Here is a 24404-nt window from a genome sequence, read left to right on the forward strand (position 1 = left end):
TCAGCCGATGCGTGCATGCACCCGCCGCAGCGTCCGCGCGATCATCCGGCGCGCGATCGGACGTGGTACCGATAAGCCACGCCAGCGCAGCGCACCCACGCGGAAGGTGGCGGTGGCGGTGGCCAGTACGTTGCCTGCCGGGTCAGTCAGCCAGCCACGCGCGAAGGCGATGCTCCCTTTGCTGTGCTCGACTTCGCCCCAACCGATGATGCGCCCTGGTCGTGCTGGACTGACGAAACTGGTCTTGGATTCCACCGTGACCGCGATGCGGTTGGCGGGCAGAGTGGCGTAGATCGCCGGCCCCATGCAGTCATCCAGCATCGCCGACAGGAAGCCTCCCTGCACGTTGCCCATCGGGTTGGTCAGCATCGGCCCGGCGTCGAACTCGACATGGATGCGGCGCAGTGCGTCGTCGTAGTCGACGAATCGCCAGCCGAGCAGGGTGCCCGCCTGGGAGGGCGGCAGATCACCGTTGACCACGCTGTAGAAGATCGATTCGGGATTCATGGGAGCCTCGATGGAGGGAGAGGAGGGAGCACGCATCAGGACAGTGCCAACAGGGCCAGCACGAATCCGATGACCGACAGCAGCACCACCGCGGCGCCGGCGGGCACCGGTGTACGCGCACCGGTGCGTCGCCGCACGCCGGAAGCGACCAGTACCGGCGGTACGGTGGCGAACAGGCAGAACAACTGGAAGGCCAGCAGTTGCGGCAGCGCGAAGTGTCCGCCGAAGAAGATCAACCAGGCCAGCATCACGCCAGCGCCGGCCAGTGCGATCCAACCGGCGCCGACCACGCGGATGAGTGCCATCAGCAGCAACTGCATGCGCGGTTCGACCTCCTTCCATGGCAGGCCCACGGCCTGGCCGTGGTAGGGCATGAAGTCGGAGCGTTTCAGGTAGGCCGCAGCAAACAGCGAGACAATGAAGAACGTCAACAGGTAGCAGCCGAACGCGAGCCAGGCGAACAGGTCCATGTGGGGGCCATGCGGTTGCGGAGGGGAGCCCCGGTGATGCCGGCGGCCATGCCGGATGCATCGCGAGGTTGCGCGATTCTCGGGCAATGCCCTGTTAGAGGCGTGTCGCGGCGTGGAGGACCGTTCCTCCATCCGCGGTTAGCGCGGGTGTGGTGGTGAGGAATGCGTCACACACGTGCCATGCGCCCTATCGCGTTTTCTGTGAAGAGGTCGCAACTGCCCACCCACGCTTCGGTCACCGCTCTGCGCAGACGCTGGGACTCCATCCGACGAGGGACGACGACATGACCCAGCTCACCCTGCCTGAACTGTCCAGGAAAATGGCCGGCATCGATTTCACGATGCTGCAGACCCACGCCGGCGGAGAGATTGCCGGTCGTCCGATGAGCAACAACGGCGACGTGGACTATGACGGTGACAGCTGGTTCTTCACCACCGAAGACACCGACATGGTGCGCGAGATTGAAGCTGACCCCGCCGTCGCGCTGGGTTTTTCCGGCAGCAAGTCGCTGCTGGGCAAGCCACCGTTGTTCGTGCACGTGCAGGGAAGGGCAGCGCTGGTGCGCGACCGGGCCACGATGAGCCAGCACTGGGTGAAGGACCTGGAGCGATGGTTCGAACAGGGCGTGGATACACCGGGACTGGTGCTGATTCACGTGCGCGCCAGCCGCATCCACTACTGGGATGGCGAGGACGAGGGCGAAATCGTTATCTGAGCGGAACCGTGCAGGGCCCGGCGCATCGTGTTCCAGGGTCAGCAGTGCGCAGGGTGTGCTGCCGGATCCCCAACATTGGCCAGCTCCGGTGCCAAGGCGTGTTCCACCGCACGCCGCAGCAGTGCCGGCGCGACATAGTGCCGGTGCCCGGCGTCGATCAGTGCCATGTACATGCCGCCGAACGCATTGAGGGTCTGCACGCGAGAGCCCAGGCTGATCTCGACATGTCCATCGCTACGCCGCTGCACGCGCACGCTGCTGCGGAAACGCAGGTGCCGATCGTCGGCGCCGAGCAGGACTTCGGCGTCGTTGTCCTGCGTATCGATGTGCGAATCCAGCACCGGAAATCGACCAGCGAACAACCGGCTGCGATCGGTGGACAGCAGTGACGACACCGGGCATCCCAGCGGCGACGTGCGCAACCGCAACGGCGCCACCAGTCGGTTTCGCAGCGCCATCAGATGGCCTACGCCGCTGGGCGGATTGCGCAGGAAGCCGTCCAGTACATCGGCCAGCAGTGCCGACGCGGAGCGGTGGACCACCTGCGAGGGTTCCAGGCACAGGGTGGTCAGGTCCTGGTAGTGGCTGTGCGGCAGCGCTGTGGGCAGCAGGCCATCGGTGGCGGCGGGCCGCGAACGGATGGGATAGGCCGGTGTGGCACGTTCGACGAACCCGTGCAGCGGCCGCATGGGGATGCGGCGCAGCGGGCCGAGCAGGGCACGGGTACGCGCGCAGAGGTGTGCGCACAGGCTGGGAGGCGCCGCCTGCAGCGACAGTTGCAACAGCGGTGCCGCCGCAAGCGAAGTGCCCGAAGGCCAGTGCGATTCCGGAAGCACCTCGGTCAGGCTGGGGATATCGGCGGCATTGCGTTGCACCTGTGCACGCGCCTGCTCGCTCATCGCGCCGGCCAGTTCATTGCTGTGGCAGGACAACGCGAACAGCGCGGGATGTGCAGGATGGTTCGACGCGAACTGGTGCCAGGTGCCGCCGCCGAAGCGCACGGTAAACAGGCAGTCCGGTGGGATGCGGATGCGCCGAAGCGTGCGCGCGAAGGCACCGGGATCTGCTGCCAGCTGCGTGTCGGAGGCGGTGGCGAAACGCAGCTCGGCTCCCGCGCTGCCGGCGATGGCGGTGAACATGCGCGGGCCTGCATGGCGATGAAACGGGTGGCCACCGGCACCGACGGTGAAGCTGTACAGCGAGGAGGCATCCCCGTGCTGCAGGTGCATTCCACCCAGTCGCGCCGAAGGTTCATCCAACGCATCGATGAACGCCGGGTGGTGGCGCTGACGCTGGCCGGCGTCACTCACCAGCGCGTCACCGGCACCGATGCCGAGCTGCGCGATCAGGGTGACTTCGGTCGGACTGCCGCCGTTCTGTGCCGGAAGCTGCACTGCTGGAAACGAACGGCGATCGCGGGTCGAACCAGGCATCGTCATGCTCCTTGGCGGGGCGGATCAGCGGGCGGGGGCCTTGCGACGGGCGCGGGCTTCACGCTTGAGCGGGCCGCCGACCGGGCAGACTTCGGCCGCCCACGAGAACAACGTGTTGGCCAAACGGTCGGGTACCTGCCTGAAGTACACGAACTGGCCGCGTTTCTCGCGTTCGATCAGTCCGGCTTCCTCCAGGATGCGCAGGTGGCTGGACAACGCCGGCTTGCTGAAGTCGAAGCGCTCGGCCAGCTCGCCCGCGCTGAGTTCGCCGGCACTGAGATAGGCCAGGATCTGCCGGCGGGCGGTGGAGGCAAGGGCTTCGAAGATGCGGTCCATGGCGAGCTAATTAACTAATTCGTTAACTGATACTCCTCCCGCCGGTGGCGGCTGTCAAGCCATGACCCATTGCGCGGCACGCCCGGGCTTTGCCATCCTCCCTGCTGTTTTCCGTAGCGTGGAATCCCGATGCGTCCTGCGTTCTGGCTGGCTTTGGCCCTGCTGCCCACCCTGGCGGCGGCGCAACCCGCGCGCACGCCCAAGGCCAAAGCTCCGGCGCAGGATCCCTTCAGCGAGTTGTTCGATACCGCCTGCATGCAGCACATCGGGGCCCCGGCGCGGTTGCAGTCGCTGATGGAATCGAATGGGCTGTCGCCGCTGCAGCCCGCCGAAGCCGCCACGCTGTTGCAGGGGCAATCGGGTGTGGCCTGGATGGTGCCCCTGGCCAGTGGCCGTTATGCGGTGAGCTGGGCTGACGATGGCACGTGCACGGTCTACGCCGAGAAGGCCGACGCGGCGGTCGTGCAGAAGGGATTCGCCCGGTTGGTGCAGGCCGCGCCGATGCCGTTGCAGGTGCGCTCGCTGCCGGGACGTGGGCCGCTGTCGGCCGATCAGGTGGCCATCCAGTACGGCTGGGCCACCCCGGGGCAGGGCAAGCTGCAGGTGCGCTTCCGCCTGGTCACGCGGCAGGCCGCCGATGCCGGCGTGCAGGCGATGGCCTCTGCGACGCCGGGTGAGGCAATGCTGGAGCGGGGCGCGCCCGGGCCCTGACAGGAGCCACGCCTGCGGTTCAGCCTTTCACGCAGCGTGTGATATATCGTTTATCGATAAATCCATCCCGGGGGCGGCGCGTCCACCCCAACACCGGAGGCCGCTTGACCGCTCGTCCCGCCCGCGCCAGACCCGCGCGAGGCCTGTTTGCCCTGGCCCAGGCCGCCGTACAGGCCGTCCGGGCGATGTGCTGGCTGGGCATCCTGGCCGCACTGCTGGCGGTGCCGCTGGTCGCCCACGACCGCCGCTGGCTGCTCGACAGCGTGCATGACGCCGAGGCCGCTGCCGCGCACGGCAATGATCTGTTCCTGCACTTCTGCCTGGGCCTGGGCGCGATCATCGCGCTGCTGGTGCTGTGCCTGCTGTTCCTGCGCCATCTGCTGAGGCTGCTGAAGTCGGCGGCGCGCGAGCGGCCGTTCACCCACGCCAATGCACGGCGCCTGCAGCGCATGGCCTGGCTGATGCTGGCAATGGAACTGCTGTCGATCCTGATCGGTGCCTATTCGGCCTGGATGGGCCCGGATTTCACCTGGATGGAGGTCGGCGGTGGCATGTCGATCACTGGCCTGGTGGCCGTGCTGATGCTGTTCGTGTTGGCGCGCGTCTTCGCCGTGGGCGCAGCGATGCGCGACGACCTCGACGGTGTCATCTGATGGCGATCGTCATCACCCTGGACCGCATGCTGCAGGAACGCGGCATGACCCTGTCCGAGCTGGCCGGGCGCATCGACATCACCCTGGCCAATCTGTCGATCCTGAAGACCGGCAAGGCGCGCGCCATCCGCTTTTCCACCCTTGATGCGATCTGCCGCGAGCTGCAGTGCACGCCCGGCGACCTGCTCGGGCACGACCCGGCGCAGGCACAGGACGCTGACTGAGCGGTCGCTCTTTTCCCTTACCTACTGACGAAACGGACCTGAAATGGAATGGTTGGCTGACCCCTCGATCTGGATGGGCCTTGCAACCCTGGTCGTGCTGGAGATCGTTCTCGGCATCGACAACCTGGTGTTCATCGCGATCCTTGCCGACAAGCTACCGCCGCACCAGCGTGACCGCGCGCGGGTAATCGGCCTGGCGCTCGCCTTGCTGATGCGGCTGGTGCTGCTGGCGGCGTTGGCGTGGATCATGAAACTGACCGAGCCGCTGCTGACGCTGTTCGACCACAGCTTCTCCGGGCGTGACCTGATCCTGTTGGGCGGTGGCCTGTTCCTGCTGTTCAAGGGCACCATGGAGCTGCACGAACGGCTGGAAGGCCGCGAACACCACGAGGATGGCAAGAAGGTCTACGCCAGCTTCGCAATGGTGGTGGCACAGATCGTGGTGCTCGACGCGGTGTTCTCGCTGGACTCGGTGATCACCGCGGTGGGCATGGTCGACAACCTGGGCGTGATGTATGCCGCCGTGACCATCGCGATGGCGCTGATGCTGTTGGCCAGCAAGCCGCTGACGCGCTTTGTCAACAAGCATCCCACGGTGGTGGTGCTGTGCCTGGGCTTCCTGCTGATGATCGGTTTCAGCCTGGTGGCCGAGGGCCTGGGCTACAAGATTCCGAAGGGTTACCTGTACGCGGCGATTGCCTTCTCGATCCTGGTCGAGGCGTTCAACCAGTGGGTGCGTTTCAACCGTGAGCGCAACGAACGCCGCCAGCCGTTCCGCCAGCGCACCGCCGACGCCGTGCTGCGCATGCTGGGCGCGCGCCCGGCCAATGGCCACGACGACGAAAGCGCGGACGAACACGTCGATGCCGAAGAGCGCCTGCAGCCGGCGGAGCACGAGATGATCCGCAGCGTGCTGGGGCTGGCCGATCGCCCGGTGTCGAGCGTGATGACGGTGCGTGCCGACGTGCAGTGGATCGACCTGGCCCGTGGGCAGGAGGATGTGGTGGCACGCCTGGTGGCGTCGCCGCACACCCGCCTGCTGGTGGGTGATGGCGACCTGGACAGCCTGCGTGGCGTGGTCCAGAGCCGCGACCTGCTGGCTGACCTGCTGCAGGGCAGGCCGCTGCAGCTGGAAGGCAACCTGCGCGAGCCGCAGTACGTGCTGTCCAGTGCCAGCGCATTGCAGGCGCTGGAACTGATCCGCCAGCACCCGGTGCCGTTGGCGGTGGCGGTGGACGAGTACGGCAGCGTGGAAGGCCTGGTGACCGCCAACGACCTGCTGGCGGCCATTGCCGGTGACCTGGTCGATACCCAGGACGAGCGCTATGGCGTGGTCGCGCAGGGCGAGGACCAATGGGAGGCCGACGGTGCCCTGACCCTGGACGACCTGCAGCGGCTGGCCGGCGTATCGCTGCCGCGCAGTGCCGACTACATGACCATCTCCGGCCTGGTGCTGGAGCGTCTGGGGCGCCTGCCGGACATCGGTGACGCGGTGGAGATTGCGGATGTTCGCATCACCGTACTGGCGATGGAGAAGCGTCGCATCGCCCGCCTGCGGGTGGAGCGCCTGGGGCATCCGTAGCGTCGAGCCATGCGCGATCGAGGTTCTGTAGCGTCGAGCCATGCTCGACGGCTTCCTGAGCAGCCGAGCATGGGCCCGGCTCTACACAACACGACCCGCAGCCGTCACCATGGCGGGCCCGCTTTCTGTCATGGATGGTTGCAGTGCTGAGTACGATCGGTTTGTTGATGGGCCTGTATGTGGCCTGGCGCCTGTTCTGGCCACTGCGCATGCCCATCTGGATGAAGGTCGTGCTGTCGTTGCTGCTGGTGGGCGTGGCCGTGCAGCTGCGCATCGTCGCCACCTTCTGGGGCACGATGGCCTCGCCGGAGATCCCGAAGCTGGCCATCGCCGTTCTGGCCACCGGCTCCACGGCGGTACTGCTGCTGGCCTTGATGATGCTGGTGCTGGATGCCGGCCTGCTGCTTTCGCACCTGCTGCGTTGGCCGCGCATCGTATCGGTCCTGCGCGCCTCGAAGCTGCGGCCGTTGGCCGGCCTGCTGGCGCTGCTTGTGAGTGGCTATGGCATCAGCCAGGGCATGGCCGTGCCCCAGCCTCGGCAGATCGACGTGGCGATCAAGGATCTGCCTGCTGCGTTCGACGGCTATCGCGTGCTGCAGCTGACCGACATCCATGCCAGCCGCCTGCTGACGGGCGACTGGGTGCGCAGGGTTGTGGACGAGAGCAACGCACTGACGCCGGACCTGATCGTGATCACCGGCGACCTGATCGACGGTAGCGTCGAGGCGCGTCGCGAGGACGCACGCCCGTTGGCTGACCTGCATGCACCGGACGGCGTCGTCGCCATCACCGGCAACCACGAGTACTACGCGCAGTACCAAGAGTGGATGCAGGCGTTCCGGGCGCTGCACATGCAGGTGCTGGAGAACAGCCACCTGCAGGTGCGGCGCGGCGATGCGGCGCTGACCATCGCCGGCGTCACCGATCCGGTGGCGGCACGCTATGGCCTGCCGCTGCCGGATCTGGAAACCGCGCTGGCCGGTGCCGATCCCTCTGCACCGGTGATCCTGCTCGATCACCGCCCTCGCAATGCGCGCGAGGCGGCCGCGCGCGGCGTGAAGCTGCAGCTCTCTGGGCATACCCACGGCGGGCAGATCATCGGCATGGACCAGCTGGTGAAGCGAGCCAATGGCGGTTTTGTGTCCGGCCGCTACGACGTGGATGGGATGACGCTGTACGTGGGTAACGGTGCGGGCCTCTGGGCCGGTTTCCCGGCGCGCATCGGCGTGCCGTCGGAGATCACCCTGATCACGCTGCGCCGCGCGCCTTGACCTGAAGTGGGGTCATATCCCATTTTCGCAGGTAAAGGTATCTGGCCCCAGCCCCTCAGGCCGCCCGCAGCGGCGGCCGCACATGCGCACTTCGGCGCAGCGCCTGCGCCCGCTTGGCAATCCAGCGCACCACGAAGGCGGTGAACAGCAGCGCCGACGGCACCGCATACCAGAAGTTGCCCGGAACGCGCTTGAAGTACGAGTAGGTAAACACCGCCGCGATGATCCACATGCCGGTGACGTGCAGGCGACGCCAGGCGGTGGGTCCCATGCGCCGGGCGAGCCCCCGGTGCGAGGTGATGGCCAGCGCCAGGATGGCAATGTAGCCCACCGTGCCCGGGAGGTTGGCCAGCGCGGATCGTGCTGGCCAGAACGCCGGGTTGAGGACGCCGAAACTGGTGATCGCGACTGCATGCAACAGGTGCGAGAACGCGAAGGACAGGCCGATGATGCGCCGTTCCCGCAGCAGGAAGCGGGTGAACGGGCCGGGCAGAAGGCTGGCGAACGACGATGCCGTGAACGCTGCCAGGAACAGCAGGAACGATGTGCGCGCAGTGACCCGGATCGCGGCTCGGCTGCCTTCGGCTGCATCGGGATACAGGGCGAAGGCCGCCAGCGCGAAGGCGATCAGGACCACCGCTACGGCCACGAACAGGCGCCAGCCATGCAGGAAGGACGTGTTGGAAGGAGCCATGATGAGACCTCGAAGTAGGGGGACGGTAGTGCCGGCCGCTGGCCGGTCAAGGAAGGGGTAGTGCCGGCCGTTGGCCGGCCAAGGAACGGGTAGTGCCGGCCGCTGGCCGGCAACCTCAGAAAGCAGGCAATGCAACCAGCACGCCCGCCGCGCACAGCTCGCCCAGAACAGGCACGCAGGCCATGCGCAATGCGTCCGCTGCCACGCCATGTGTTTCGGACAGCAGCTGCAGTGCTTCATCCACCGACGCGCTGTCGTCACCGAACACCGACAGCAGCGCGTAGGCCAGCGGTGACAGTTCCTCGGTCTGCAGGCTGAAATCGGCGAGGCGCTGGATCACCAGCAGCGTGGGAGCCGTGCTCAACACCGGCTCCAGCGCCCCGTCCTCATGTACTGGCCACTGGTAGCCAAGCACCCGCACCAACGGCGAAATCGCCAGCACATCATTGCCTACGGGAGCGCGCTGCAGCGGCCGCCCGCCGTCACGCGCTTCAATGTGCAGCGACTGCTGCGTGCTCTCGTAGTGCGCCAGTTCCGCTGCCCAGCCCGGCAGCGCCAGCGTGTCCTGCACCGCCAGCCAGGCCGCGAACTCGCCCGCGATCTGCGGGAACAACGGCGTGCGGCAGGCGTGCCTCGCGTAGTAGTGCTCGACGGTGTTGCGCCAGCAGGCATCGCCCAGCTGCGACTTCAGCCGCGGCAGGCTGCCCGCCAGCAGGCTGTCCAGACTGTCAATGCACAGGCGGCGGTAGACCGCCATCCGCCGCGCCTCGATGCCATCGGGTGCGGTCTTTGCAGGGTCGCGCACACGATCGGCCCAGCGCCGTTGCAGGGTCGCCAGCGACTCAGCCATGGGTCACCTCGGGCCAACGTGCCTCGGCCTGCGCCTGGCGGATCTGCCCGACCTCGGCCAGCAATTCGGCAAGCGGGGGGAAATTGAAGTCGCGTTCGAGCAGCGTGGGGCGCACGCCCACCCGCGCATAGGCCTCGCGCAACAGTGCCCAGACCACGCCTTTCACCGGCGCACCGTGTGTATCGATCTTGAAGCCATCGTCTTCATCGAAGTGGCCTGCTACGTGCAGCGAGGCGATACGGTGGGCCGGCACGCGGGCCAGGAATTCGAAGGCGTCGTAACCGTTGTTGCAGGCGTTGACGAAGACGTTGTTGACGTCCAGCAGCAGGTCGCAGTCGGCTTCGGCGAGCACGGCGTTGATGAAGTCGATCTCGCTCATGTCCGCGCCGGCAACGGCGTAGTAGGAGATGTTCTCTACTGCGATGCGTCGGCCCAGCATGTCCTGCACCTGGGCGATGCGACCAGCGACATGGTGAACGGCCTCGGCGGTGAACGGCAGCGGCAGCAGGTCGTAGACATGGCCGCCGGCGGCGCAGTAGCTCAGGTGTTCGCTGTACAGCTGCACCTGGTGCAGGTCGAGGAAGGCACGGGTCTGTGCCAGCAGTGTGCGGTCCAGCGGATCAGGACCACCCAGCGACAGCGACAGGCCATGGCAGGTCAAGGAGTGGCGCTCGCTGAGTTGGCGCAGCGCAGCGCCGCGTGCACCGCCGATGCCGATCCAGTTGTCGGGAGAGACTTCGAGAAAGTCGATGGCTCCGGCCGGCATGGCCAGCAGTTCGTCGATCAGGCCGCGGCGCAGGCCAAGACCGGCGGCATGGGTGGGCAGGGGCAGGGACATGGTGGATGCTCCAGAGAGAGGGCGCCGCCTTGAAGGCAGCGCCGGGTGAACGTCGATCAATCGGCAACGCGGGAGAACAGGCCCTTCGGCATCGGCTTGCCGTTGGCGGTGTAGACGCTGCGCAGGTAGTCGTGCGCTTCCTGCTCGCTGATGTAACCGTCGTGGTCGGTGTCGATGCGGTCGAACTCGGCGGCGCGCTTGGCGGCCACAGCGTTGAACTCGGCACGCGAGACCTTGCCATCGTGGTCGCGGTCAGTGCGGGCAAACGAGGCGTCGCCGCACTTGCCTTCGCCACACTGGCCCTCGGCCACCTTGGCCTTGCCGGCGGGCTTGCCGGTGGTGGCCTTGTTGGCCCCGCACTTGCCTTCGCCGCACTTGCCTTCGGCGGCGGCGCTCATGGCCACCGCGCTGATCGCCAGCGGTTGGATCGCTGCGGCCTGGCCGGCCAGCAGCAGGCCACCGGCCAGGGCGATGCCGATGGCACCAATGCGCGGCAGGCGGGAGGAGGGGGTGTTCCTGGTCGAGATGGACATGGTGATGACTCCTTGGGAAAGCACGCGGGGCGTGCGGGATGGACGCCGCCGAGGAGGCGACGGAAAGCGAAAGGCGCGGGAACAGGGGAATCAGCTCAGGCGGCGTGGCGACGGCGCAGCAGATAGCCCAGCAGCAGCACGCCGCCGAGCAGGGCACCGCCGAAGCCGATGCCGGGCAGCAGCGCCGCAACCGGCAGCAGCAGGGCGATCAGGCTGACGCCCCAGCCCAGGCCGTCATTGCCGACAGCGGCATGCTGTGAGCCGGCCAACAGCCGGTCCACGCTGAGCGCGCCACCGCCGTTGAGGATCAGCGGCAGCAACATGGCCAGGAACAGCAGCGGCAGCTTGAAGTTGCCGTAGCCCTGGTCGGTGATCGCATAGCCCTGCCAGAGTTCACCCAGGCCGTTCCATTGGTCGGGCCAGTGCACGGCGGCGATGGCAACGATGGTGAGGACCCAGAAGACGTAGGCCACCGAGCGCGTGGCCAGGCCGAGCAGCAGCATCACCGCGCCCACCAGTTCCAGCCAGGTCGCCAGCTGCCAGTTCAGCGAGGCGGGCAGGGCGGAGAACGGGAACGGGAAGCGGCCTTCCAGGTCGGCGAACCAGTTCTGGCCGCCCAGCTTCTCGCGGCCGGATTCAAAGAACTCCCAGGCCAGCAGGGTGCGCAGCGCCAATGGCGAGAGCCAGCGGCCGACGGCGTCCAGGCGGGGGGTATACATGGAAGAGGCGGTGCTGATCATGGTGGTGTCCTGCGGGCCAGTGGTCGATGGAGGCCATTCCAGGCGGCGCAGGTATCGGCAACGTGTGCCGTTGCCCGGGATTTTGTCAGCGACTGTGGCCGCGGCCGGGTTTCGTACAGTCAGATACAAAGACGATGCGTTGACGCACATCGGGGCGTTGCGCGCCCGCGTGCGGGGAGCGATATCCACCCGGTAGCGCCCGGCCAGGACCGGCGCCCGAATGTATCCCACTGTAGAAACCCGCCTGCGCCCTACAGTCCGGTACCACTCCGCGCCGCGGAGAAACAGCGGTGATACACCGGCAGGCGGAAATGGCCACTCCCAACACCGGAGTGCCACCCATGATCCGTACCTCGTTGCTTGCCGCTGCTCTCGCCCTTGCCGGCGCAGCCGCCCCCGCCTTCGCTAGCCAGGCCGATACCGCTGCACCGCCCACCGTCATCCTGGTGCACGGCGCCTTCGCCGATGGCTCCAGCTGGAGCAAGGTCATCAGTACCCTGCATGACTGGAAGCTGCCGGCGGTGGCCGTACAGAATCCGCTCACCTCGTTGGCCGACGATGTCGCCGCCACCCGCCGCGCGATTGCCGCCGCGCCTGGCAAGGTGGTGCTGGTCGGCCACAGCTGGGGTGGCACGGTCATCACCGAAGCGGGCAATGACCCGAAGGTGCAGGCGCTGGTGTACGTGGCGGCCTTCGCACCGGATGCAGGGCAGTCTTCGGCGCAACAGGGCGAAGGTTTCCCGGTCGGTCCGGGTCTGACCCGACTGCGGGAAAGGGATGGGTACCTGACCTTGCCGGCTGATGCCATCGCCCAGGACTTCGCGCCGGACGTGATGAAAAAATCGGCCGCACTGCTGTACAGCACGCAGGTCCCGTTGAAGGCCAGCGCGCTGGGCGAGGTGGTGAACGTTGCGGCGTGGCGCAGCAAGCCGAGCTGGTACGTGCTCAGCCGCGATGACCGCATGCTGTCGCCGCAGCTGCAGGCCGCGACCGCACGTCGCATCGGTGCACAGCTGCAATCGATCGGCAGCAGCCATGTGTCGCTGCTTTCGCATCCGGCGCAGGTGGCCGACAGCATCCTGGAAGCGGCGGGGGTGAAGCCGGCGGAACTGCCACTGGCCGAGCAGGGGGGCTGAGCGATGGCCGCACTGCGTGCGTACGTGCTGCCGTTGCTGATGGGCGTGCTGGGTGGGGCTGCGCTGTTGATGGCCTGGCCCAGTCCGGAGGCCGATGCGCAGCCGGCACAGGCCGTTCCCGCCGCCGGGTTCGACGGTGGCGGACCCTGGCACAACAGCCCACCGCTCACACTGGAGCAGTTGCGGGGGCAGGTGGTGCTGGTCGAGTTCTGGACCTACACCTGCAGCAACTGCCTCAACGTGGCGCCGCATGTCCACCAGTGGCATGCACGCTACGCGTCGCAGGGCCTGAGGGTGATCGGCGTGCATACGCCGGAGTTCGCCTATGAAGGGCTGCCCGGCAACGTGCGCAAGGCCATCGCACGGTTGGACATCACCTGGCCGGTGGTGCAGGACAACCAGTACCGGATCTGGAACGCCTGGCGCAACCGCTTCTGGCCCGCGCTGTACCTGCTCGACCGTCAGGGGCGGGTGGTCTACCGCCATTACGGCGAGGGCGACTACGCACGTACCGAAAGCGAGATCCAGCGCCTGCTGGCCAACGCCTGAGCCGCGCTACCATGGCCGCGCAGCGCGGCCCTGACCTCCGTCTTCATCGAGAACGCAATGAACCACGTACCGCATATCCTGGTCGTCGACGATGACAGCGAGATCCGTCAGATGCTGGCCGATTACCTGCAGCGCAACGGCCTGCGCGTGAGCCAGGCCGACGGTGGCCGGGCCATGCGCGCGCTGATGGATACCCATGCCGTGGACCTGGTGGTGCTGGACGTGATGATGCCGGGCGAGGACGGCCTGAGCCTGTGCCGCAACCTGCGCGCCGGCAAGCATCGTGCGGTGCCGGTGGTGCTGCTGACCGCCCGCGACGACGAGACCGACCGCATCATCGGCCTGGAAATGGGCGCTGATGACTATGTGACCAAGCCCTTCTCTTCGCGCGAACTGCTGGCACGCATCAATGCGGTGATCCGCCGCACGCAGATGCTGCCGCCGAATCTGCAGGTGAGCGAAGCAGGTCGCCAGCTGGCCTTCGGCGAGTGGCGCCTGGACACCACCGCACGCCATCTGCTGGATGCGCAGGACACCGTGCATCCGCTCAGTGGCGCCGAGTTCCGCCTGTTGCGCGTGTTCCTCGATCACGCCAATCGGGTGCTCAGCCGTGACCAGCTGCTCAGCCTCACCCAGGGCCGCGATGCCGAACTGTTCGACCGCTCGATCGATCTGCTGGTCAGCCGCGTGCGGCAGCGCCTGGGTGACGACGCACGCGAGCCGACCTACATCAAGACCGTGCGCAGCGAAGGCTATGTGTTCAGCGTGCCGGTGCAGTTGCTGGGGCCGGACGAATGAACACCACCGCACACCGCCCACGCTGGCCGCGCACGCTGTCGGCGCGGCTGCTGCTGGTGCTGCTGGGTGGATTGGCGCTGGCCCACGCACTGTCTTTCGGCCTGCTGTTCTTCGAACGCTACCAGTCCACCCGCAGCATGATGCTGCGCAACCTCGATGAAGACGTGGCCGTGAGTGTCGCGCTGCTGGAGCACCTGCCCGCAGGCCAGCGCGCGGCCTGGATGCCGCGGCTGGAGCGGCGCACCTACCGTTACCTGCTGCGCCCGGCTGCGGCCGGGCCGGGACTGCAGACCGATCGTGCACGCCAGGTCACCGCGATCATCGACGACAGCCTGCAGCGCCGCTATCCGTTGGAGGCGCGCCAGGTGGCTCGCCTGCCGGAGCGGTTCGAGGTGGAACTGCGCCTGCACGACGGCACTCCCTTGACTATCGAGGTCACCCCGTCGGGCCTGCCGCTGGCGCGCTGGCTGCCCGCCGTGTTGCTGGTGCAGCTGGCGCTGCTGCTGGTGTGCGCGTGGCTGGCGGTGCGCCTGGCCATGCGCCCGCTGCAGCAGCTGTCGCATGCGGTGGAGCATCTGCAGCCGGGCAAGGACGGGCCCGAACTGCCTGAAGATGGCCCGGCGGAAGTGGGCGGCGCGGCGGCCGCGCTCAACGCACTGCAGGCACGCATTCGTGGCCATGTCACTGAGCGTCTGCAGATCCTGGCCGCGATCTCGCATGACCTGCAGACCCCCATCACGCGCATGAAGCTTCGGGTGGAGACCCTGCCTGAAGACAGCACCCAGCAGCGGTTGCTGGACGACCTCGACCACCTGGGTCAACTGGTGCGTGAGGGCGTGGCCTATGCGCGCAGCAGCCACGTCGCCAGTGGCGCACCGATGTCGATGGACCTGGGCGCGTTCCTGGCCAGTGTGGTCGGCGATTACGAGGACATGGGCAAGCCGGTCAGCGGTGGTGCGCCCGCTGGACTGGTCGTGCAGACCTGGCCGCAGCCGCTGCGCCGGGTGGTCGGCAATCTGGTCGACAACGCATTGCGTTACGCCGGTGCCGCCGAGGTCGAGGCGGGCCGTGATGACGCCGGCAGAGTGTGGATCAGCATTTCCGACCGTGGCCCTGGCATTCCCGAGGACCAGCTGCAGGCAGTGCTGGCGCCGTTCCATCGGCTGGAAAGCTCGCGCAACCGCGATACCGGCGGCACTGGCCTGGGCCTGGCCATCGCGGTGCAGCTGGCACAGTCGCTGGGCGGCTCGCTGAGGTTGCACAACCGCGAGGGCGGCGGCCTGCGGGCGGAACTGCAGCTGCCGGGGTAACGGGCGGGGTCGGATCCCTTTGCGGGAGCGAAGGGCTCTGACCCCGATGTGGGATCTGCGACGTTCCTGCACGGCTTCGGGATCGGCGATCATCTGCAGGGAGTGTCGAAACCAGGAAACACGCAATGCAGGGAACGCAGCATTCAATCCGGCGCCCGCGCCACGCCGCGCTGCTGGTCGGTCTACTCGCGCTGGCGGCATGCCAGCGCACACCGGATGCGCCGACCGGGGCACCCGCAGCGGGCGCACCGCTTGCCGCCCCGGCCACCGCAACAGACCTCTCTCCGCTGCTCGATGCCCTGCCGACCTGCGCGCTGGACGGCTGGTACATCGATCAGCAGACCGGGCGCCCGGCCCATCCCTGGTTGGCGACGAACGCACCGAAGCCCTGCAAGGAAGACGGGGAGAACGAGACCGCCACGTTCTGCGTGCAGGGGCAATGGAAGGGGCTGCCGGTGGAGGAAGTGATCCTGCCGACGATGACGTTCGTTTCGTTCCGTGGGGCCAGGATCGGCCTGCCGCTGGAGAAGGCACGTCCCATCGTCCGCCAGCGTTTCGGGCAGGACTTCCCGGGTGGTGCGGCCTACGAGGAAGGGCGCGAGCCGAAGCTGCTGGCCGACCCGGAGGATGCGCAGCGTTCGTGGCTGCTGTGCAGCATCCCTGAACCGGGAGACGACCTGGGCAGCCAGGCAGGCGTCAGCTACTCGGGCATGAACCTGCCCTACGACCACGACGGTTGCAGCTACCGCTACAGCCCGGTCGACTTCTGCGATGCGCGGCACCGCGGAGCCATCGAAGATGCCCTCCAGCATCAGAAACCCAATTTCAACAAGCACTACCTGCTGGTGCAGGTCGATGATCGACCCGAGTACTTCCAGCGCACGCTGGTGCTGGTCGATACCCGCACGGGCAGGGCGACGCCACTGCCGTTCGATGCCTTCACCGGCCCGGCGGGGAAGGGCGGAGAGGCCACCGGCTACGGGACACTGGAAACGGGCGTGGACCAGCCGCAGTTCTGCCTTGATGGCGCGCTGCTGGTCTACCGCGTGTTCGAGCAGGGGCGCTTCTGCTTCGGCTTTGACGGCGAGCGTTTCACCGGTCATGAAACCCAGTACATGCAGGCGACGGATAGCCGATGACCCGTATTTCACCCCGGTCATGACATCCTGCTCCGAACCTGCGCAACCGGGATCGAGGCTGTTGAAGGCGAACACGCAATGACGTTGGCGCGGCAGCGCTCGATGTGGGTGGCGGGCCTGTCCACGGTGGTGGAGTGGTACGACTTCACCCTGTACCTGTACTTCGCCACGGTGTTGTCGCGGGTGTTCTTCGGCGGCGGCGAACAGGCGCTGCTGGCCACCCTGGCCGGCTTTGCGGTGTCCTACCTGATGCGCCCGCTGGGCGCGCTGTGCTTCGGCCACCTGGGCGACCGACTCGGCCGGCGCTGGATGCTGCTGGCATCGATGGCGTTGATGGCAGCGGCGATGCTGGCCACTGCACTGCTGCCGACAGCGGCCATGGCCGGAACGACGGCGGGTGTGCTGCTGCTGGTACTGCGCTGCGTGATGGCGTTTTCGGTGGGCGGCGAATACACCGGGGTGGTGGCGTACCTGCTGGAAAGCGCACCGGCGCAGCGACGTGGCCTGGTGACCTCGCTGGCGTCCGCAGCCAGCGAGGTGGGTGCGCTGCTGGCGGTGGCGATCTCTGCGGTTACCGTGGCGCTGCTCGCGCCCGCGCAGCTGGACAGCTGGGGCTGGCGTATTCCGTTCTTCGTTGGCGCGGCGCTGGCACTGGTGATCCTGGTCGCGCGCTCGGGCATGCACGAGTCGCCGGAGTTCGAGCGGCAGCGCCGCGAGGGCAGCATTCCCGCGACGCCGCTGAAGCATGTGCTGCGCAACCATCCGCTGGCGGTGGCGCGCACGTTCGCGATCTCGGCGCTGGGCTCGATTACTTACTACGTCGGCATCACCTATGTGCCCGCATTCCTGCATGCGCGGGGCCACGATGAGGGCGATGCGCTGTGGCTGTCGACGATTGCGGCCGTGGCGGTGATCGCGATCACGCCCCTGTGCGGCGCATTGTCCGACCGTGTCGGACGACGGCCGGTGCTGTTGGGCCTGACCGTGCTGGCAGCGCTGCTGCCGCTGTCCTTGTTCGCGTGGATGGCGCAGGCGACGCCGCTGGGCATCGCGCTGGCCGCGGTGTTGCTGGCCTGCGTGGCCGGTGGCGTGAGCGCGGTGGCGGCCCCGGCCACGGCCGAGCAGTTCCCCGGCGAAGGGCGGGTGAGTGGGCTGGCACTGGGCGTGACCATGGCCACGGCCTTCTTCGGCGGGGCAACGCCCTGGCTGGCGCAATGGTGGGTGGAACGCAGCGGCTGGGCGGCGGCGCCGGGCGCGATGATCGCGCTGGTGGCGGTGCTGGTGCTGCCGGTGCTGTGGACCCTGCCCGAGACGGTCCCGGGCAGGGCCAAGCGCTAGCGGGTCAGACCTTCAGGGTCTGCTCGATGTCGGCCAGCACGGCGGCCGCATCGACGCCGATGGCAATCGACTGCACCACGTGGCCGTCCCACACGCTGGGGCCGAACGCCAGGCCTTCCGGCTTGGGAATGGTCATGCCGCGGGCGACGCCGTCGGTGGCCACGCGCACGCTGGCGCGCTCGAACTGGAACAGCTCCGGACGGGTCAGCGCGATGCAGGCGCAGCAGTCGTGCACGACCATGCCCTTGTGGCCGGCCTGCAGGTAGAAGTCCACGTAATCCTGCGACAGCGCACGCACCAGTTCGGCATCGGCACCACCGATCGCAGCCAGCTTGTCCAGGCCGTCACGGTCCATTTCCACGCGGGTGGTCACGTCCAGGCCGATGGCGGTGACCGGCCAGCTGGCGGTGAACACCACGTCGGCCGCTTCGGCGTCGCCCCAGATGTTGGCCTCGGCGGCCGGGGTGATGTTGCCGTTGACGTGGAAGGCGCCGCCCATGATCACTACGCCGCGCACCAGGCCGGCGATGTCCGGCGCCTGCTGCAGGGCAAGGGCCAGGTTGGTCATGCGGCCGACCGCGACCAGGGTCACCTCGCCCGGATGGGCGCGGACCAGGTCGATGATCAGCTGGTGGGCGGGGCGCGCGTCGGCGGCCACGTCCAGTTCGGCCGGCACCGCGTGGTTGCCCAGGCCGTTGTGGCCATGGATGTGAACCGGCCAGGCTTCCGGGGTGGCTTCCGGCTGCAGCGGGCCGCCGGCACCGCGTGCGACCGGGGCGGCAAAGCCCCAGGCCTGCTTCAGGTACAGCGCATTGTGCGTGGTCGACTCCACCGAGGCATTGCCGAAGGTGGTGGTGACGCCGATCAGGTCGATCTGGGCGTGCTTGTGCAGGTACAGCAGGGCCAGGGCGTCGTCGACGCCCGGGTCGGTATCGAAAATGACTTTCAGCATGTTGTTGTTCTTCTTCTTCCGTGTGGTGCGGGGGGCGCCGGCGGCCCGGAAGCAGGCCGGCGCGCCCTACATTGTCCCATCTTCATGACAGGCAGAGCGAACCGGGGCGCCGGTGGGGGCATATCATCGCCTTCAAGGTAGGGTATCGACTCGAACCGTTTGAGAGCTGTCCTGCCAGACTCCGAACCATCTTCATCGATGATGAGCCAGTGCCACTTTGCATTGCCGACACCTACTATGCAGAGAACGGCAGCACTTCCGTATTTGAAGAGCGCACCTGGCTCATTGGCTGGAGGTGACTCCTTGGTGGAAACAATTGCAGAGAATTTCAGGAAGATAGCGATGAAATATCAACTAACAGAAGGGCAGCTCAATGGCCCAGCTCAACTTTCGGCCATTGATAGCCTGCCAGAAGGATTGAGAACGGCACTCCCTAAGAGCTACCTTGAATTCCTTAAGACTCACGACGGCGGCGAAGGATTCATTGGCGATAACTACATCATTTTTTGGAGGGCAGAAGAGCTGGTTGATTTCAATCGTGAATATGAAGTCGAGACGGATGCGCCCGGTGTATTTTTGTTCGGCTCCAGCGGGGGAGGAGAAGCATATGGATTCGACATGTGGGATGTCGCTATGCCGGTAGTAATGATTCCTTTTATAGGCATGGATCGTCAATACGCCATCTTGGTAGCGGCCGACCTTCCAGATTTATTCGTGCAATTGGCAGAGCGAGAATGATTGGCCTGGATAAGCACGAACGCCCTAAAGGCATGGAGCTGTTCGAGCTTAGACCCGTTATCGTTGGTGGTGATCCGGTCAGCCCTGAGAATAAAGCCTGGTTGACGAGAGAGCAGCATTTTGAGGCTGTGCGCTACTGGAATAGGATTGTCAGAAGTCTGCGTGATGGGCCGAAGTAGCTGGAGATAGAAAGGTGTAGAGGGAGTAGGTCGGGAGCGGCCAGCTGCTATATCAGACATCTTGAATTGCTAAGCGAACCGGAGGATGTCCGGCTCGTGCAAGATGCTTTGTAGAATTCCTGCAGGTCTGACTAAAATGCCTGGTCAACATTTATCGATAGCCCCGCAGAATATTTATTCGAACGGAAATTCGATGAAAAAAGCCGCGCTGCAACCAATGGATCAGTCGCGGTGGGTATGCCCCCCTGCTCAAGGAGCTGCGCCATGCTGGTGGTAACCCTGGTCCTGGTCGCCCTGGTATTGGGCTTGAACCTCGTCGCCACCTTCGTGGTGCTGGGGCGCGAAGAGGTGTCGGCAGGCGGCCGGACGGTGCAGTTGCTGCTGGTCTGGCTACTGCCGCTGGTCGGCGCCATCCTGTGCATGGCGGTGGCCACGGCCGATGGCTCGGGCAGCCGGGGGGATGGCGGCGGAAGCCATGACACCTCCGTTGGCTATTCCAGTGACAACCACAGCCATCACAGCTACAGCAGCTCCGACTGCGGTAGCGGCGACAGCGGTGGGGGTGGTGACGGTGGCAGCTGCGGTGGTGGCGATTGACGAGATGTTCCAGGATGCCGGCCAAGGTCACGTCCTGGTAGTGCCGGCCGCTGGCCGGCAACCTCATCCGCTCAACCGCCGCCTTCGGTCGGCAACGGCGCCGGCACGTTCAACAGCCCACCTGCCGCCACATAGGCGGCCAGTGCCTGGCCCTGGCTGAGCAGATGGCGCTCCATGGTGCGTTCGGCAGCCTGCGCGTCGCGGCGGCGGAAGCACTCCATCAATTCGCGGTGTTCGGCCAGCGACTGCGCGGTGCGGCCCGGGGTCAGCAACTGGCGGCCGCGATGCATCTTCAGGATGCGGTGCAGGTCGTGGGTGATGCGGATCAGCCACGGGTTGCCGGCGTAGTGCTGCACGGTTTCGTGGATCAGGTAGTTGTTGCGGTAGTACTCGGCGATGTTGCCCTCGGCCGCCGCGGTTTCCATCGCCGCATGCAGGTCTTCCAGCTGCTGCACGCCGGCATCGTCGATGTGCCTGACCGCTTCGTGCGCACAGCGGCCTTCCAGCATGGCCATCACCGGGAACAGTTGGTTGAGGTCTTCCAGCGTCAACCGGGTGACCCGGCAGCCACGACCGGCATCGATCTGCACCAGGCCTTCGGCAGCCAGCAGCTTCAGCGCCTCGCGCAGCGGCGTACGGCTGATGCCCAGTTCTTCGCACAGTGCGGGCTCGTCGATCCACTCACCCGGCGGCAGCCGGTAGTCGTAGATGCGCTCGCGCACGTGTTCGGCCACCTCTTCGTACAGAGGTGCGCGCTTCTTCGGTGACCGCGGGGCAGGGGCAATGGCCATGGAGGAAGTGTACCGCCAGGTAGTGCCGGCCGCTGGGCGGCAACCCATGATCGCTGGATGGCTTCATGGGATTGCCGGCCAGCGGCCGGCACTACCGTTGGGTGGTTACATCCAGCCCGGTACTACGAATACCAGCCAGGCCAGCAGCGGCCCCAGGGCCACCACCAGGCCGCTGTAGACCAGGAAACGGCGGAACAGGGTTTCGCGCTCTTCCTTCGCGGCCGAAGCCACCACCAGCGCGCCATTGGTTGAGAACGGGCTGACATCGACGATGGTGGACGACACCGCCAGCGCACAGATCACGCCGGCCGCACTGAGGTGGCCCTGCATCAGGAACGGTACCGCCAGCGGAATCGTGGCGCCCAGCACCGCAGCCGACGAGGCGAATGCGGAGACAATGCCGCCGACGTAGCAGACCAGCAGCGCGCCGAGCAGCGGAATGCCGATGTCGGACACGCCATTGCCGATGAAGTCCACCGCGCCGGCATGCTCCAGCACGCCGATGTAGGTCACCACACCGCAGATCAGCAGCACGGTGGACCAGCTGATGCCATCCACCGCGCCCTTCTGGCTTTGTGGCGACAGCAGTGCCAGCGCGACAGCCACGGTGATCGAGACCAGGCCGACGTTGAGGTTGTAGATCAGCGCGGCCACGCCCAGGCCGAGCAGGCCGATCAGGGTGAACAACCGCTCGCGGGTCAGGCCCACCGCATCCAGTGCCGCCGGATCATTGCTGAGCGTGCCGCCGCCAGCTGCGACCAGCGCGCCATGGCCTTCGATGGCGAATTGCCGCGACGATGCCTGCGGGCCACCGGCCATTGCCATCTCGGCATTGCCGATCGTTCTGGCCGCGGTGATCGAGCCACGCCGCAGCAGGGCGATGCCGCCGAACGCGAAGAAGCAGATCGTCGCCATCATGAAGTTGAAGCCCAGGCTGGTCAGGAATACCGCCATCTCTGTCACTTCCAGCCCGGCTTTCTGCACAACGCCGTTGGTGATGCTGCCGTACACGCTGATCGGCGAGAAGCCACCGGCCTGCGCGCCATGGATGACCAGCAGGCCCATCATCAGTGGATTGATGTTGTACTGCTTGGCAAAGCGCAGCGCGACCGGACCGATGATGGCCACCGCTGCCGGGCCGAGCGCGCCGAAGGCGGTCAGCACCGCGGTGATCACGAACATCACCCACGGAATGGCCACGATATGGCCGCGCACGGCTTTTACTGCCCAGTGCACCAGCAGGTCGATGGTGCCGTTCTTCTGCGCGATGGCGAACAGATAGGTGATGCCGACCAGGGTCAGGAACAGATCGCCGGGAAAGCCAGCCAGGACCTCCTTGCCGCCCATGTCGACCCACAGCCCGCCGACGATGAAGGCCAGCGCGAAAGCGACGGCACCCATGTTGATTGGCATCGCGGTGGCGACGATGAACATGATCACCAGACCGATGATCGTTGCGATTTGTGGACTCATGCGCCCTCCCAGACACGTGACTCACGTACAGCGCGGATGGAGACCCGCCATCCCGGGGTAAGGCGATGTACGGCGTGTTGCGTGATACGTACTGCTCGAACCCGTTACTGCAGCCGCTCCAGTGCGCTGCGGACCCAGGCCGCGGCGCCTTCAAGGCTCTGGAACTCCTCCACCGCGCGCACCTCGCAGCACGGATAGGCCGGCGCCACCATGCGCGCCAGCGCGTTGCCCGGGCCCAGCTGCAGGAACACCCGCGCGCCGCGCTCGAAGGCCTGGCGCATCACCTGCGCCCATTCGATGGTCTGCGCCAGTTGCAACGACAGCGTGCTGACCGCCGTTGCGCGATCCCGCACCGGTCGCGCATCGATGCCGGCCAGCAGCGGCAGGCGTGGGGCCTGCAGTAGCGAGGCATCGAGTGCGGCAGCGAACGGTGCGACCGCCGCCGCCAGCAATGGTGTGTGTGCGGGCACGCGCACCGGCAGCAGACGGATGTCCGCGCCCTGCGCCCGCGCTGCATCGGCCAGCCGCTGCAACGAGGCGTGTGTGCCGCCCACGATGAAATGGTCCTGCCCGTTGGCGATGGCCACGTAGGTGCCCTGCGCATCGCACAGCGACTGCAGGCTGCGGCGATCCAGCCCGAGCACCGCCTGCAGGCCTGCATCGGCGGGGCTGGCACTGTCCATCAACTGCGCACGTTGCGCAGCCAGCGCCAGGCAGGTGGTGGCATCGAAGCTGCCGGCGATGGCGTGCGCGGCGAGCTCGCCGATGCTGTAGCCGGCCACCAGCACCGGTGCAGGCACCGCTTCGCGAAGTCCCTGCCAGTGCGCAAGGCTGGCTGCACACAGCAAGGGCTGCGCCAGAACATTGTCGAAGCGCGATTCGTCAGCAGCTGCCGCGAACACGTCGCGTCCAAGCACTGCGCTGGCGGTCTCCAGTACGTCGCGCACGGCAGGCAGATCGCGCACGCGGTCGAACATCGCCGCATGCTGCGCACCTTGGCCGGGGCAGAGCAGGGCCAGGCTCATGCGACCTCCTGCTGCAGCAGGAACCATGCACAGGCCAGCAGGTCGGCACTGCCGCCGGGGCTCAGCCGGCGTGCGACGAATCCATCACCGATGCTGTGCAGGCGTGCCTGCCAGCCGGGTACGAAGGCGCCACCGGCATCGAGGAACCCTCGCGCCTGTTGCTGGGCCCAGCGCAGGCCGTTGGCGCCGCCACGGTGCAGCAGGTTGAGGTCATCCACGCACGCGATCAGCTGCACCAGGGTCTGGCACATCGCGGCCTCGCGTGGCAGGTCGCTGGCCAGCGCGTGGCGCAGGGTAGGCAGTGCCACCTCGCGCAGCAGCGGGTAGCCGGCGGCCGCTTGTTCGCGCACACCCTGCACGCCGTGCCGTGCGCGCGCGCGCTGGCCAGGGCTGTTCGCATCCAGCGGTGCGCCGGCGAGCTCGGCAGCCCAGCGGCGCACTTCCTGGCAGACCTGCTCGGCTGCGATGGCACCGCCCGCGCGGCCCCGACAGGCAGCGGAAGCCGCCACCAGCAGGCCAAGGCTGAAGATCGCGCCGCGATGAGTGTTGATGCCCGCAGTGGCGTGCAGCATCGATATCTCCGCAGCGATGCCGTGCCGGCGCAACGTCTGGAACGGCGCCGCGCTGACACCGGCGTCGGCCACGGCGACGAAGTAGTGGCGCAGCGCGAACAGGCTGCGCAGGAACGTGCCGGCGTCCATGTCGTGGTGGCTGCCGCTGTCGAAGGGGGTGACCAACCCTGGCTTGGGTGCAAGGGCCAGTTCGGCGTGCAGGCTGGCGATGGCGAGGCGCCCCAGACGCGCGCTGTCCACGGCAGCTGG

Annotated in this window: 28 protein-coding genes; 14 read left to right on the plus strand and 14 right to left on the minus strand. The window is 67.0% G+C overall.

The features are described from left to right. Both AC5P8Y_RS04905 and AC5P8Y_RS04910 read right to left on the minus strand, forming a co-directional pair. A complete protein-coding gene (locus tag AC5P8Y_RS04905) occupies positions 1–507 on the minus strand; it encodes a PaaI family thioesterase (protein ID WP_414497854.1) in 507 nt (168 codons plus the stop codon). A 35-nt stretch (positions 508–542) separates the two neighbouring features. Beyond that, the gene (locus tag AC5P8Y_RS04910) at positions 543–977 is read right to left on the minus strand and encodes a hypothetical protein (RefSeq protein ID WP_033833318.1); all 435 of its coding nucleotides are present in this window, start codon (positions 975–977) and stop codon (positions 543–545) included. Between the two features lie 284 nt (positions 978–1261). Between AC5P8Y_RS04910 and AC5P8Y_RS04915 the strand changes: the two genes are divergently transcribed. Next, positions 1262–1693 carry a pyridoxamine 5'-phosphate oxidase family protein gene (locus AC5P8Y_RS04915; protein WP_005412573.1) on the plus strand — a complete coding sequence of 144 codons (432 nt, stop codon included), beginning with the start codon at positions 1262–1264 and terminating at the stop codon, positions 1691–1693. A 38-nt stretch (positions 1694–1731) separates the two neighbouring features. Here AC5P8Y_RS04915 and AC5P8Y_RS04920 read toward each other — a convergent pair whose 3' ends face one another. Together AC5P8Y_RS04920 and AC5P8Y_RS04925 are read right to left on the minus strand one after the other, a co-directional pair. Then, positions 1732–3126 carry a DUF2867 domain-containing protein gene (locus tag AC5P8Y_RS04920; protein ID WP_495201851.1) on the minus strand — a complete coding sequence of 465 codons (1395 nt, stop codon included), beginning with the start codon at positions 3124–3126 and terminating at the stop codon, positions 1732–1734. Positions 3127–3150: 24 nt separating this feature from the next. Further along, positions 3151–3462 carry an ArsR/SmtB family transcription factor gene (locus AC5P8Y_RS04925; RefSeq protein ID WP_005408491.1) on the minus strand — a complete coding sequence of 104 codons (312 nt, stop codon included), beginning with the start codon at positions 3460–3462 and terminating at the stop codon, positions 3151–3153. A gap of 129 nt (positions 3463–3591) precedes the next feature. On the opposite strand from AC5P8Y_RS04925, the gene AC5P8Y_RS04930 reads away from it, so the two are divergent. The 5 genes from AC5P8Y_RS04930 (at position 3592) to AC5P8Y_RS04950 (ending at position 7903) form a co-directional block, all read left to right on the plus strand. After that, positions 3592–4173, plus strand: coding sequence for an NMCC_0638 family (lipo)protein (locus tag AC5P8Y_RS04930; RefSeq protein WP_005412577.1), 582 nt, complete (start codon positions 3592–3594; stop codon positions 4171–4173). 185 nt (positions 4174–4358) lie between these two features. Further along, positions 4359–4826, plus strand: coding sequence for a DUF2975 domain-containing protein (locus tag AC5P8Y_RS04935; protein WP_005412578.1), 468 nt, complete (start codon positions 4359–4361; stop codon positions 4824–4826). Next, positions 4826–5050: a helix-turn-helix domain-containing protein gene (locus tag AC5P8Y_RS04940; RefSeq protein WP_005408494.1), complete on the plus strand. Its 225-nt coding sequence runs from the start codon at positions 4826–4828 to the stop codon at positions 5048–5050. Before AC5P8Y_RS04935 ends, AC5P8Y_RS04940 begins: the two co-directional genes overlap by 1 nt. Before the next feature lie 43 nt (positions 5051–5093). Then, a complete protein-coding gene (locus AC5P8Y_RS04945) occupies positions 5094–6632 on the plus strand; it encodes a TerC family protein (protein ID WP_024956986.1) in 1539 nt (512 codons plus the stop codon). A gap of 134 nt (positions 6633–6766) precedes the next feature. Continuing rightward, positions 6767–7903 (plus strand): metallophosphoesterase, encoded by a 1137-nt coding sequence (locus AC5P8Y_RS04950; RefSeq protein ID WP_033833320.1) that lies wholly within the window; start codon positions 6767–6769, stop codon positions 7901–7903. A gap of 55 nt (positions 7904–7958) precedes the next feature. On the opposite strand, the gene AC5P8Y_RS04955 is transcribed toward AC5P8Y_RS04950, so the two are convergent. From AC5P8Y_RS04955 to AC5P8Y_RS04975, 5 genes are all read right to left on the minus strand, one after another. After that, positions 7959–8597, minus strand: a complete 639-nt coding sequence (locus AC5P8Y_RS04955; RefSeq protein WP_043034153.1) for a ferric reductase-like transmembrane domain-containing protein — start codon at positions 8595–8597, stop codon at positions 7959–7961. Between the two features lie 115 nt (positions 8598–8712). Further along, the gene (locus AC5P8Y_RS04960; RefSeq protein WP_111108437.1) at positions 8713–9447 is read right to left on the minus strand and encodes an HvfC family RiPP maturation protein; all 735 of its coding nucleotides are present in this window, start codon (positions 9445–9447) and stop codon (positions 8713–8715) included. After that, the gene (locus tag AC5P8Y_RS04965) at positions 9440–10285 is read right to left on the minus strand and encodes an HvfB family MNIO-type RiPP peptide maturase (RefSeq protein ID WP_231522624.1); all 846 of its coding nucleotides are present in this window, start codon (positions 10283–10285) and stop codon (positions 9440–9442) included. Before AC5P8Y_RS04965 ends, AC5P8Y_RS04960 begins: the two co-directional genes overlap by 8 nt. A 56-nt stretch (positions 10286–10341) precedes the next feature. Beyond that, positions 10342–10818, minus strand: coding sequence for an HvfA family oxazolone/thioamide-modified RiPP metallophore (locus tag AC5P8Y_RS04970; protein ID WP_033833324.1), 477 nt, complete (start codon positions 10816–10818; stop codon positions 10342–10344). Between the two features lie 95 nt (positions 10819–10913). Beyond that, a complete protein-coding gene (locus AC5P8Y_RS04975; RefSeq protein WP_033833325.1) occupies positions 10914–11558 on the minus strand; it encodes an HvfX family Cu-binding RiPP maturation protein in 645 nt (214 codons plus the stop codon). Between the two features lie 341 nt (positions 11559–11899). Between AC5P8Y_RS04975 and AC5P8Y_RS04980 the strand changes: the two genes are divergently transcribed. The 6 genes from AC5P8Y_RS04980 to AC5P8Y_RS05005 all read left to right on the plus strand — a co-directional run bounded on the left by AC5P8Y_RS04980 (position 11900) and on the right by AC5P8Y_RS05005 (position 17828). Further along, positions 11900–12694 (plus strand): alpha/beta fold hydrolase, encoded by a 795-nt coding sequence (locus AC5P8Y_RS04980; RefSeq protein ID WP_049453220.1) that lies wholly within the window; start codon positions 11900–11902, stop codon positions 12692–12694. 3 nt (positions 12695–12697) lie between these two features. Next, complete coding sequence (locus AC5P8Y_RS04985; RefSeq protein ID WP_033833327.1) at positions 12698–13243, plus strand: redoxin family protein; 546 nt, start codon at positions 12698–12700, stop codon at positions 13241–13243. A gap of 57 nt (positions 13244–13300) precedes the next feature. Beyond that, positions 13301–14041, plus strand: a complete 741-nt coding sequence (locus AC5P8Y_RS04990; RefSeq protein ID WP_111108434.1) for a response regulator — start codon at positions 13301–13303, stop codon at positions 14039–14041. Continuing rightward, positions 14038–15351: a sensor histidine kinase gene (locus AC5P8Y_RS04995; RefSeq protein ID WP_111108433.1), complete on the plus strand. Its 1314-nt coding sequence runs from the start codon at positions 14038–14040 to the stop codon at positions 15349–15351. The genes AC5P8Y_RS04990 and AC5P8Y_RS04995 overlap by 4 nt, the downstream gene beginning before the upstream one ends. Before the next feature lie 125 nt (positions 15352–15476). Then, entirely contained in the window at positions 15477–16490 is a 1014-nt protein-coding gene (locus AC5P8Y_RS05000; RefSeq protein ID WP_111173084.1) for a hypothetical protein, read from the plus strand. 78 nt (positions 16491–16568) lie between these two features. Beyond that, entirely contained in the window at positions 16569–17828 is a 1260-nt protein-coding gene (locus AC5P8Y_RS05005) for an MFS transporter (protein WP_049430381.1), read from the plus strand. A 4-nt stretch (positions 17829–17832) separates the two neighbouring features. Here AC5P8Y_RS05005 and AC5P8Y_RS05010 read toward each other — a convergent pair whose 3' ends face one another. Next, positions 17833–18780 carry a nucleoside hydrolase gene (locus tag AC5P8Y_RS05010; protein WP_049430380.1) on the minus strand — a complete coding sequence of 316 codons (948 nt, stop codon included), beginning with the start codon at positions 18778–18780 and terminating at the stop codon, positions 17833–17835. Positions 18781–19086: 306 nt separating this feature from the next. Between AC5P8Y_RS05010 and AC5P8Y_RS05015 the strand changes: the two genes are divergently transcribed. Together AC5P8Y_RS05015 and AC5P8Y_RS05020 are read left to right on the plus strand one after the other, a co-directional pair. Beyond that, positions 19087–19518 carry an SMI1/KNR4 family protein gene (locus tag AC5P8Y_RS05015; RefSeq protein WP_239503442.1) on the plus strand — a complete coding sequence of 144 codons (432 nt, stop codon included), beginning with the start codon at positions 19087–19089 and terminating at the stop codon, positions 19516–19518. 443 nt (positions 19519–19961) lie between these two features. Next, the gene (locus tag AC5P8Y_RS05020) at positions 19962–20294 is read left to right on the plus strand and encodes a hypothetical protein (protein ID WP_049430377.1); all 333 of its coding nucleotides are present in this window, start codon (positions 19962–19964) and stop codon (positions 20292–20294) included. Positions 20295–20365: 71 nt separating this feature from the next. On the opposite strand, the gene AC5P8Y_RS05025 is transcribed toward AC5P8Y_RS05020, so the two are convergent. From AC5P8Y_RS05025 to mdcB, 4 genes are all read right to left on the minus strand, one after another. After that, a complete protein-coding gene (locus AC5P8Y_RS05025; RefSeq protein ID WP_024957000.1) occupies positions 20366–21085 on the minus strand; it encodes a GntR family transcriptional regulator in 720 nt (239 codons plus the stop codon). A gap of 105 nt (positions 21086–21190) precedes the next feature. Beyond that, positions 21191–22558 (minus strand): SLC13 family permease, encoded by a 1368-nt coding sequence (locus AC5P8Y_RS05030; protein WP_049430375.1) that lies wholly within the window; start codon positions 22556–22558, stop codon positions 21191–21193. A gap of 104 nt (positions 22559–22662) precedes the next feature. After that, on the minus strand, positions 22663–23583 hold the full coding sequence (gene mdcH, locus AC5P8Y_RS05035; protein ID WP_231522628.1) for a malonate decarboxylase subunit epsilon: 921 nt from the start codon (positions 23581–23583) through the stop codon (positions 22663–22665). Beyond that, positions 23580–24395, minus strand: coding sequence for a triphosphoribosyl-dephospho-CoA synthase MdcB (gene mdcB / locus AC5P8Y_RS05040; RefSeq protein WP_495201852.1), 816 nt, complete (start codon positions 24393–24395; stop codon positions 23580–23582). The genes mdcH and mdcB overlap by 4 nt, the downstream gene beginning before the upstream one ends. Positions 24396–24404: the final 9 nt, after the last annotated feature.

The organism is Stenotrophomonas sp. YJH_SMC_12-1, from assembly GCF_059370935.1.

What these genes read in the sequence shown, in the direction of transcription:
- AC5P8Y_RS04905 (WP_414497854.1), bottom strand. Translation starts at nt 507, where the DNA reads ATGAATCCCGAATCGATCTTCTACAGCGTGGTCAACGGTGATCTGCCG.
- AC5P8Y_RS04910 (WP_033833318.1), bottom strand. Translation starts at nt 977, where the DNA reads ATGGACCTGTTCGCCTGGCTCGCGTTCGGCTGCTACCTGTTGACGTTC.
- AC5P8Y_RS04915 (WP_005412573.1), top strand. Translation starts at nt 1,262, where the DNA reads ATGACCCAGCTCACCCTGCCTGAACTGTCCAGGAAAATGGCCGGCATC.
- AC5P8Y_RS04920 (WP_495201851.1), bottom strand. Translation starts at nt 3,126, where the DNA reads ATGCCTGGTTCGACCCGCGATCGCCGTTCGTTTCCAGCAGTGCAGCTT.
- AC5P8Y_RS04925 (WP_005408491.1), bottom strand. Translation starts at nt 3,462, where the DNA reads ATGGACCGCATCTTCGAAGCCCTTGCCTCCACCGCCCGCCGGCAGATC.
- AC5P8Y_RS04930 (WP_005412577.1), top strand. Translation starts at nt 3,592, where the DNA reads ATGCGTCCTGCGTTCTGGCTGGCTTTGGCCCTGCTGCCCACCCTGGCG.
- AC5P8Y_RS04935 (WP_005412578.1), top strand. Translation starts at nt 4,359, where the DNA reads ATGTGCTGGCTGGGCATCCTGGCCGCACTGCTGGCGGTGCCGCTGGTC.
- AC5P8Y_RS04940 (WP_005408494.1), top strand. Translation starts at nt 4,826, where the DNA reads ATGGCGATCGTCATCACCCTGGACCGCATGCTGCAGGAACGCGGCATG.
- AC5P8Y_RS04945 (WP_024956986.1), top strand. Translation starts at nt 5,094, where the DNA reads ATGGAATGGTTGGCTGACCCCTCGATCTGGATGGGCCTTGCAACCCTG.
- AC5P8Y_RS04950 (WP_033833320.1), top strand. Translation starts at nt 6,767, where the DNA reads ATGGTTGCAGTGCTGAGTACGATCGGTTTGTTGATGGGCCTGTATGTG.
- AC5P8Y_RS04955 (WP_043034153.1), bottom strand. Translation starts at nt 8,597, where the DNA reads ATGGCTCCTTCCAACACGTCCTTCCTGCATGGCTGGCGCCTGTTCGTG.
- AC5P8Y_RS04960 (WP_111108437.1), bottom strand. Translation starts at nt 9,447, where the DNA reads ATGGCTGAGTCGCTGGCGACCCTGCAACGGCGCTGGGCCGATCGTGTG.
- AC5P8Y_RS04965 (WP_231522624.1), bottom strand. Translation starts at nt 10,285, where the DNA reads ATGTCCCTGCCCCTGCCCACCCATGCCGCCGGTCTTGGCCTGCGCCGC.
- AC5P8Y_RS04970 (WP_033833324.1), bottom strand. Translation starts at nt 10,818, where the DNA reads ATGTCCATCTCGACCAGGAACACCCCCTCCTCCCGCCTGCCGCGCATT.
- AC5P8Y_RS04975 (WP_033833325.1), bottom strand. Translation starts at nt 11,558, where the DNA reads ATGATCAGCACCGCCTCTTCCATGTATACCCCCCGCCTGGACGCCGTC.
- AC5P8Y_RS04980 (WP_049453220.1), top strand. Translation starts at nt 11,900, where the DNA reads ATGATCCGTACCTCGTTGCTTGCCGCTGCTCTCGCCCTTGCCGGCGCA.
- AC5P8Y_RS04985 (WP_033833327.1), top strand. Translation starts at nt 12,698, where the DNA reads ATGGCCGCACTGCGTGCGTACGTGCTGCCGTTGCTGATGGGCGTGCTG.
- AC5P8Y_RS04990 (WP_111108434.1), top strand. Translation starts at nt 13,301, where the DNA reads ATGAACCACGTACCGCATATCCTGGTCGTCGACGATGACAGCGAGATC.
- AC5P8Y_RS04995 (WP_111108433.1), top strand. Translation starts at nt 14,038, where the DNA reads ATGAACACCACCGCACACCGCCCACGCTGGCCGCGCACGCTGTCGGCG.
- AC5P8Y_RS05000 (WP_111173084.1), top strand. Translation starts at nt 15,477, where the DNA reads ATGCAGGGAACGCAGCATTCAATCCGGCGCCCGCGCCACGCCGCGCTG.
- AC5P8Y_RS05005 (WP_049430381.1), top strand. Translation starts at nt 16,569, where the DNA reads ATGACGTTGGCGCGGCAGCGCTCGATGTGGGTGGCGGGCCTGTCCACG.
- AC5P8Y_RS05010 (WP_049430380.1), bottom strand. Translation starts at nt 18,780, where the DNA reads ATGCTGAAAGTCATTTTCGATACCGACCCGGGCGTCGACGACGCCCTG.
- AC5P8Y_RS05020 (WP_049430377.1), top strand. Translation starts at nt 19,962, where the DNA reads ATGCTGGTGGTAACCCTGGTCCTGGTCGCCCTGGTATTGGGCTTGAAC.
- AC5P8Y_RS05025 (WP_024957000.1), bottom strand. Translation starts at nt 21,085, where the DNA reads ATGGCCATTGCCCCTGCCCCGCGGTCACCGAAGAAGCGCGCACCTCTG.
- AC5P8Y_RS05030 (WP_049430375.1), bottom strand. Translation starts at nt 22,558, where the DNA reads ATGAGTCCACAAATCGCAACGATCATCGGTCTGGTGATCATGTTCATC.
- mdcH (WP_231522628.1), bottom strand. Translation starts at nt 23,583, where the DNA reads ATGAGCCTGGCCCTGCTCTGCCCCGGCCAAGGTGCGCAGCATGCGGCG.